The following is a 7,162-nucleotide window of genomic DNA, read 5'->3' on the forward strand; positions in this document are numbered from 1 at the left end:
CTCGAAGACAGGCCGAATCAGGCGACCTACGCATGATACGCCCGACATCCCATGGATACGTCGGTCGTGGGCGCCGTTGACATCTCCCGAGTTTCCGCAGACTCCGGCGACGTAGGTCGGATTAGCGCAACGTAAGCGGACGAATGGGTCATCATGCCCAGACACGACACCGGAAGCCTCGCCACACCACTCAGCTCGATAGGCCCCGGCGGCAGCGACTTAGTTCCGATTAACCTCGGTCTGAGTTTTCAGGGATTCCACACCGGAGCAAGGCGCCGAGCGACAAATTCGCGCTCGAACCTGCCCGGCAGTGCTGCCTACCCCAACGGGCCAGGCCGGCCGTGTCCCCCGCTTCATCGCCTTCCCGTTCCTGAAGGAAGGGGCTTTCGCTGATTAACTCGTGAACGCAGTTTCCAGCCGTTCGTTCGCTGGTATGCGGGGTGGTATGCTGAGAGTCGATGAACCTTGAACTCACATGGAGTACAGCATGCAGGGGTTCGTGATGCGCCGGGTTTCGACTTCGCTCCTTCTCATTCTTCAACTGCTGACGAAGGCTGCATCCGCACAGGAAGACGCTCTTCGGTATCAGGACCGGGGCAACCGAGCCGAGGGGATAAAGGCCAAGCCCGTCGCCGGAAACAGTATCGAATTGCTTGCGGCGACGATCCACGACCCCGAAAACGCCGTCACCCCACGCGACGATCTGGCACTGGCCTTCTTTCTCGACCCGTCGGCTTCGCCAGACAGCCCGAAAATCACGGTTCGTGAAATCGAGTACCGGACCTACTACTGGTTGGACCGCGTCACACCGGCTTCATCGTGGCAGCCAGGCGCAACGAACGTATTCCGTTGGCCGACGCAAGAAGTCGTATCGCACTTGCCGCGGCTCCAGCTTGCCAACCTCGGCGCACTCGTTCGCCTGGGCGACTATCCAGCCCCCAGTTCGAATGAACGCGTCGCGCCGGCGGACCTGTCGGGCTCTGGCCGCTTCGCCGGCAACGGTCCGCTGCTGTTCACCTTCCGTACCCGCGATCACGCGAAGCTCACGGCTGCGATCTATCCCGAAGTCAGCGACACGGCAGTCCACCGTCAGGAATTTCCCGGGCAACCGGGCGGCCGTGCCTTCACCGTTCGGTGGAACCCCGCATCGATCCGCGCCGCTCCGGGCCGTTACCGCCTGAGACTGTCCGGATACTTCACCGACACCAACGATCCGATCCTGCAAACCGTTGATTTCTATTACGCGGGGTCGAAATAGCGTCCGAAGATCGACGCACCGGCGGCAGCTCCAGAACATCGGAATCGGTCATTGCCATGGCGGATATCTTCGTCAGTTATGCCAGCGGGGATCGCCCTGCCGCGCAGGCGTTGGCAGCAGCGCTCGAAGACCGCGGCTGGTCCGTCTGGTGGGATCGGAAGATCCCCATCGGCACCGAGTTCGACCCGGAGCTGGAGCGGCAGTTGGGGCTCGCTCGATCGATCGTCGTCCTGTGGTCGCCGCGATCCGTGAAATCCAAATGGGTCAAGGACGAAACCGGGGAAGGGTTAAGCCGCCACAATCTGTTTCCCGCGATGCTGGAACCGGTCACGCTGCCCTTCGGCTACCGTCGCATCCAGACCGCGGATCTGTCCGGCTGGCCGGGAACGGATCCGGCGCAGTCCCATCCCGGCTTCGAGCGCCTGGTGTCGAGTCTGCACGCCTATCTCGACGGGAGCAGCGGCGCGGCAACGGTCGCCGAGGAACCAGCACCACGCTCTCCACCTCCGCTGCGTTCCTATTGGCGTCGTAGCATCGGGTTCCGGTTGGCGGCGCTCGCCCTCCCGGCCATTGTGATCGGCGCTGCCGGGCTTGCGGCCATCTTGTGGCGCCCGGCGGTGCGAATCGAGGCCGATCTCTTGGTCGAGCAGTTGAAATGGCAGGTGGGCGGTGACCGGAAGGTACCGGTGCTCGATGGCTTGGCATTTTCATCCCTGCGGGTCGAGGATTTCCGCCGGGCATCGTTCACGCCCCGGCAGCTGGCTCTGACCGAAGGACCCGCCACGCGAGAGCCCCGCAGACCGCATCCGCTACCCACGATGGGAGAAGCCGTCTTTGTCCCGGACGATCCCCAGTTGCATCCGAGTCTGACGATCGAGAGCGCGACGCCTGGCGCAGCCACCGGAACGATGGATCCGCTCCGGGCCGCGCCTGGCAACTGGATCAGACTGGCGCGACGCCCGGGCCGGCCTGAGCTGACGATCGGCATCGAAGGCGAGTCGGTCTCGGCTGTCGTCAACCTGACCCCTGCACTTCGACTGGCGACGCAGTACGTGGCCCTGGCGTCTTTTCCGGCCACCGGGGACTGGACCCAAGCGAGTTATCTCGTGCAGATGCACGAAACCGATCCCAGCTTCCGTATCGAGGCCCGCCCGACGCTGCTGACGCTGGTCGTGACGCAGCCGGGCTCCAGTACCCTCGAACTGATCCCCAAGAGTGGCACACCGGCCGCCGCGGTGGACCTAACCGAACTGTCGAGCGAAGGCGACTTCGAATCGACGCTGGTCGCGGAGGGCACACTGGGTTTCCCGGACTTTCCGAGTATCGACCCCATCAGGTTGTTGAGTACGCATTTGCTCGCCCTGCACGAGCTACAGGACGGTTTCATCACACACTTGACCAGCGACCCGGCGTCAGCGGGCCTTCGCTTACGCTTCGTCGGCAAAACAGGCAGAATTCGCGTAAAGGACGGGGCGCAAACCCGGGAAGTCGCCCCCACGCTGCTGACCCGTATCCGAGCCAACGCGGAACTCGGGTTCCTGACGGCGATGGTGCTTTGGGCGCTATCCGCCGCCATGACCGTTTACAAGGCAATCCGGGAACTTTCGGGACGCGGAGCCTAATGGCAAGCATCCACCCGCGGGCCGTGCTTCGAAAGGAGGGACAGGAACAGCATGAACAGGATCATCCTGACGCTCGCCATTTTTCTGGGCGGATTGGGTAGCGCCGCCGGCCAGTCGGTCCAGCAACTCAAGGCAGCCGTGGTCCGGGTCGTGTCGCAGAATCGGACCGGAACCGGCTTCGTGGTCGCAAGGGACGCTCATTCGATCTACATCGTCACCGCCTCGCACGTCGTGACAGGCGACAGGACACCGCGTGTCGAGTTCTTCAGCGCACGCAGCCGTCCTGTCACGGCCCGAATTGGAAAAACCGAAGGCGACGATGCCCGCGGCCTAGCCTTTCTGATCGTGGCGACGGACGCCTTGGACGGCGAAGAGCCGGAACCCCTGCGTCTGGCCCGCGACGTTGAACTCAACGGCGGCGAGGAAGTGATGACCATCGGTTTCGGACGCGGTCAGGGCGACTGGGCGGTGGTCCGCGCCACCGTCGCATCCCTGGAGGGGCGGTACCTGAAACTCGATCGAGCGATGCAGGAGGGAAATTCCGGAGGCCCGCTGTTACAGGACAGCCAGGTGGTCGGGATGATTGTGCAGGACGATCTGGAATCCGGGGTGGCGACGCCGGCCGAAACCGTCTTCCAGGCCTTGCGGGGTTGGGGGGTGCCGATGGCAGGGGTCGCGGGGCGCGGAGCGGGCACGGTTCGCGCCGACCCCTTGGACAAGAGCGGCGAGGATAACTCGGGCCGGGAGAGCGCTGTGGAGGGAGCGTTGGGCGGCATCTATATCGGCCAAAGCTTCGGACAGGCACTGAACGGGCAACAATACGTCTGCAATGCCGCGTTGAACCTGAGCCAGACCGGAGCGATGGTCTCAGGCGCCTTCGAGAACAACTGTGGGGATCGCGGGTCGGTCGTCGGCGAGGTACGCGGCACTCAACTCATCGCCCGCATCAGCAGTGTCCTGTCGGGGAACTGCAATCTCGCGGCCGAAATCGGCGCGATGGGTCAATCGCTGGCGGGCCGATTCGAGTGCCCGTCCCTGGCCGGAACCTTTACCCTGCAGCGGCGTTGATGCGCAGCGCACCCCTGTTCAGCGACGTAGCGACGTAGGTCCGATTAGCGCAGCGTTATCGGACGCACGGATCACGCCTCCCCAGCCACAACACCGGAAGCATCCTCGCACCCATCGGCAGGATAAATGCCTCGGCAAACGTAATCGTGAAAGGTGGAGTGAGACCAATCCGGCAAACGACTTCCCAGACCATGTTTGAGGAGGCTCACATGGACGCAATCCAGATGCTGCTGATAGCGGCCTTCTACTCGGAACGGGTGTTCCCAATAATGCCGTTGCCAAATGCCACGCTCGCCTGCCGCTTTGCGTACATCGGAAAGTCGTTCGGTCCTGGGCAATGCGCGGGAGAAGCCGCTTTTGATCAGACGCCACCGCGTGCTGAAGTCCGCATCGTCTGGCGGCAGCGTCCAGACTCAAGGCAGATGATCAGGCAATAAAAACAGTGGGTTGACATGAAAAGCCTAACTTACGCGAACTCGCTGGACGGGTTCTCGCAAAAAAATCGCTTTCGCGGACCAGCAAGTCGTTTCGACGCCGCTCCAGTTCAACTTGAAAAACCAGGTTTCACCGGGGATGAAGGCTCGTCGGGCATGGCTAGGTTCTTCATTGATGAAGAGATGAAGAGCCTAGCGCATTGGCCACATGCGTCCGATTACGCTGCGCTAATCGGACCTACGCAGGGTGAGCCCACGCTCCGAGAAAGAATGAACAAAGGCCTGCACCGATGCAGACCTTTGTTCGTTTGAACTCCCATGGTTGTGATGGCGAGTGATCAACTTCCATTAATCACAAGCAATCGCCTGAGGGTCAGGCCAAAACAGCCAAACGTAAGTCGGGCTCAGTATAGCGTCTGGCTCCAAGCATACGCCTTGTTATCTTTCACGAAACAATCCACACAAAAGTTGGACTTGGTATCGAGCACCAATTTTGCCCCCGTCATGTCCCCGGCCAGCATATTCAATCTTACTGAAGCGAAACCATAATCAGAGATTTGCTTCGGGTCCAGGACATACAGCTTACCATCCCCAAGTACGTCGATCCACATCAGCCAGGTGTAGAGTGTATTATCAACCTGACGGGTGAGTAGAAAAGTACCCACGTGGGGCGCACCGCTTCGATAGGACTTTGCCTTGCCGACGCCAAGGTCTTGAACTCTGCCCGCACTTCGATGTAGATGGCCCGAATAGATGGCCGAAACGCCGTAGAGGCTCGTGTTATTCACGATATCCATGAATTCGGTATCCGATCTGGCCGTGCCCCAGTCATGGAGATTGATTATGACTTTCTGCCCCAATGCCCGAGCACCAAGCAAGTCGTTCCTCAGCCAAGTATGGGAAGGAGTCACATAATACTGCCCGGATGATGACGGAGTCTGATACCTCCACCTGGCCGTATATCCTGGATAATTGTTCAACTGAACGAAGTGCACATTGCCGATATCCCATGAATAAGCAAAGCTACCGGCCCGCCTCGTTCCAGCGGTTGACGTCAATCTCGACGCATAATCAAACCTGGCGGGATTGAGCGTACGGACTTGATCGACCATGTATTCCATCATATCGGTCGCGCAATCGTTTATATAAATCGCCCAACACTCACGCCCGTAAAAACTGTAGACATCCTTTACGTTGTCATCATAATCATGATTGCCAAGCCCGACGTAGAGATTGGAATTCAACAGCCCGGGCAATGGCGTTCCTATCGGCAACACGCCAGTCAAAATCGGATCGTAAGCGATACCTTGATATATGTCTTTGAATAGCGTGAGATTGCCGTTCTGACTGCCGTATGCCGTCAGATCGCCATTGATGATGGTCCCGCCGAATCGTTCCACGACCGAGTCGGTACTCCGGAGGCTTTTTTCAATGACAGAGGTATAATATTTAAGGTATTCGTTATAGTACTTGCTGGCATGCGGGTACCACAGACCGCCGTCCTTTTGCTGCTCCAGAAGACAAAGCGCTTCACTTAACCTCTCCGAGGCGCTTCCTGTAGGTGATTTAGGGTCCCCGCAGTTAGGCCAGGTTAACTGGGTATCGGAGGCAATGACCATGAAAAAGTCGGTGGAGCGGAAGTTCTGCACCGCGACGCTGGAGATCCGATCATTGAAACCATCCCCGACGTAGGGGACATTGCGGTAATAGGTGCGGTTGTTTCCCTTTAGCCCTGCATCCTGGTACGCGCGGACCATGGCGCCTTTGGGAACCCTGAACGACGAATAACTGTCGTTGATGACCGAGGGCATGAAGCCCTTGCAAAACCGAGTCTCGGTACCGCCGTAGTCCTTGTTGGTGTAGGCAAACACACACGGTTCCAGTGTCCCCAGGGTGGTGCTGAGCACGAACTCTCCCAGCCCCGAGTCTTGTGTTGCGGCGATCACGTTATAAAGGCCTGGCCCTAGGGACAGGGTGATGCGGCTATGGCGCGTGGTGGGGTTGTTGTCGATAGCAAGGACCGGAGATCCGGTAACGCCCGTCAGATAAAGTACCGAATTGGCCGTGGGAGAGGTCAAGTCGACCTGCACCGTTCCCGGTGCCGACATGTTCAGCAGAAAGCTGGGGTTTTGCGAGGTGGCGTAAGGACCTGTCGGCTCCACCCAAGCGCTTCTTTCGGTATCGGCGGCCAGTGTGAGGACGGGCGCGAGTCCAAAGCTGGTCGCCACAACTGCGGGCAGGAGATAGCGCTTCAGGCGCCTGAGGGCTGTCGGTAGTGTTTGCATGCTTGCATTCCCATTTTCGAAAGTGACACGATTGAAAAGCGATCGGCCCGTGCAAGGTTTTGCTACGGAGAACACAGCTCGCCCCCCGTTTCGGCTGGGCTTTCCGGCGGCCCGAGGTGATGTCGCTGCGCCTGGAACGGCGGCACGAGGCACGTGCAGCCGTTCCAGGCCCCGACAGGCAACCCATGCTACGGCGACCCTGAACGAACGAACATGCTCCAGATTCCATATTTCTTGTCCAAAATTCCAAAGTTGTCGCGAGGCACGCGGGCTCCCTGACTCACCGTCAACGGAACACGGGAGAACGCGTCACTGCTCTCGATTCCGATCCAGGCTGCCGGATCAAGTTTGTCCAGCGGCCGGCCCCGCCATCCTAAGGAGCCTCTGAACAAATGCGGCTGGTAAGCTATCGCCAACAGAGCACGTGAACGCGGTGACCGGATGAAACAGACGACCTTCGCCTCGCTGGCCTATGACCAGAAGAAGAAGCAGACC

5 protein-coding genes are annotated in these 7,162 nt (G+C 59.8%); 3 read left to right on the top strand and 2 right to left on the bottom strand.

What is annotated here, in order from left to right; translation table 11 throughout:
• Positions 1 to 487: 487 nt before the first annotated feature.
• From BWR02_RS17215 to BWR02_RS17225, 3 genes are read left to right on the top strand one after another with little or no spacing between them, the layout of a single operon-like run.
• Positions 488 to 1,258: a hypothetical protein gene (locus BWR02_RS17215; protein ID WP_139559144.1), complete on the top strand. Its 771-nt coding sequence runs from the start codon at positions 488 to 490 to the stop codon at positions 1,256 to 1,258.
• Positions 1,259 to 1,314: 56 nt separating this feature from the next.
• Positions 1,315 to 2,880 (top strand): toll/interleukin-1 receptor domain-containing protein, encoded by a 1,566-nt coding sequence (locus tag BWR02_RS17220; protein WP_139559145.1) that lies wholly within the window; start codon positions 1,315 to 1,317, stop codon positions 2,878 to 2,880.
• Between the two features lie 51 nt (positions 2,881 to 2,931).
• Positions 2,932 to 3,948: a S1 family peptidase gene (locus BWR02_RS17225; RefSeq protein ID WP_139559146.1), complete on the top strand. Its 1,017-nt coding sequence runs from the start codon at positions 2,932 to 2,934 to the stop codon at positions 3,946 to 3,948.
• 71 nt (positions 3,949 to 4,019) lie between these two features.
• Here the strand turns inward: BWR02_RS17225 and BWR02_RS21720 are convergent, their stop codons facing one another.
• Both BWR02_RS21720 and BWR02_RS17235 read right to left on the bottom strand, forming a co-directional pair.
• Entirely contained in the window at positions 4,020 to 4,352 is a 333-nt protein-coding gene (locus BWR02_RS21720; protein WP_407941086.1) for a hypothetical protein, read from the bottom strand.
• Between the two features lie 434 nt (positions 4,353 to 4,786).
• Complete coding sequence (locus BWR02_RS17235) at positions 4,787 to 6,667, bottom strand: metallophosphoesterase family protein (RefSeq protein WP_139559147.1); 1,881 nt, start codon at positions 6,665 to 6,667, stop codon at positions 4,787 to 4,789.
• Positions 6,668 to 7,162 lie beyond the last annotated feature (495 nt).

The organism is Methylotetracoccus oryzae (assembly GCF_006175985.1).
Classification (GTDB): domain Bacteria; phylum Pseudomonadota; class Gammaproteobacteria; order Methylococcales; family Methylococcaceae; genus Methylotetracoccus; species Methylotetracoccus oryzae.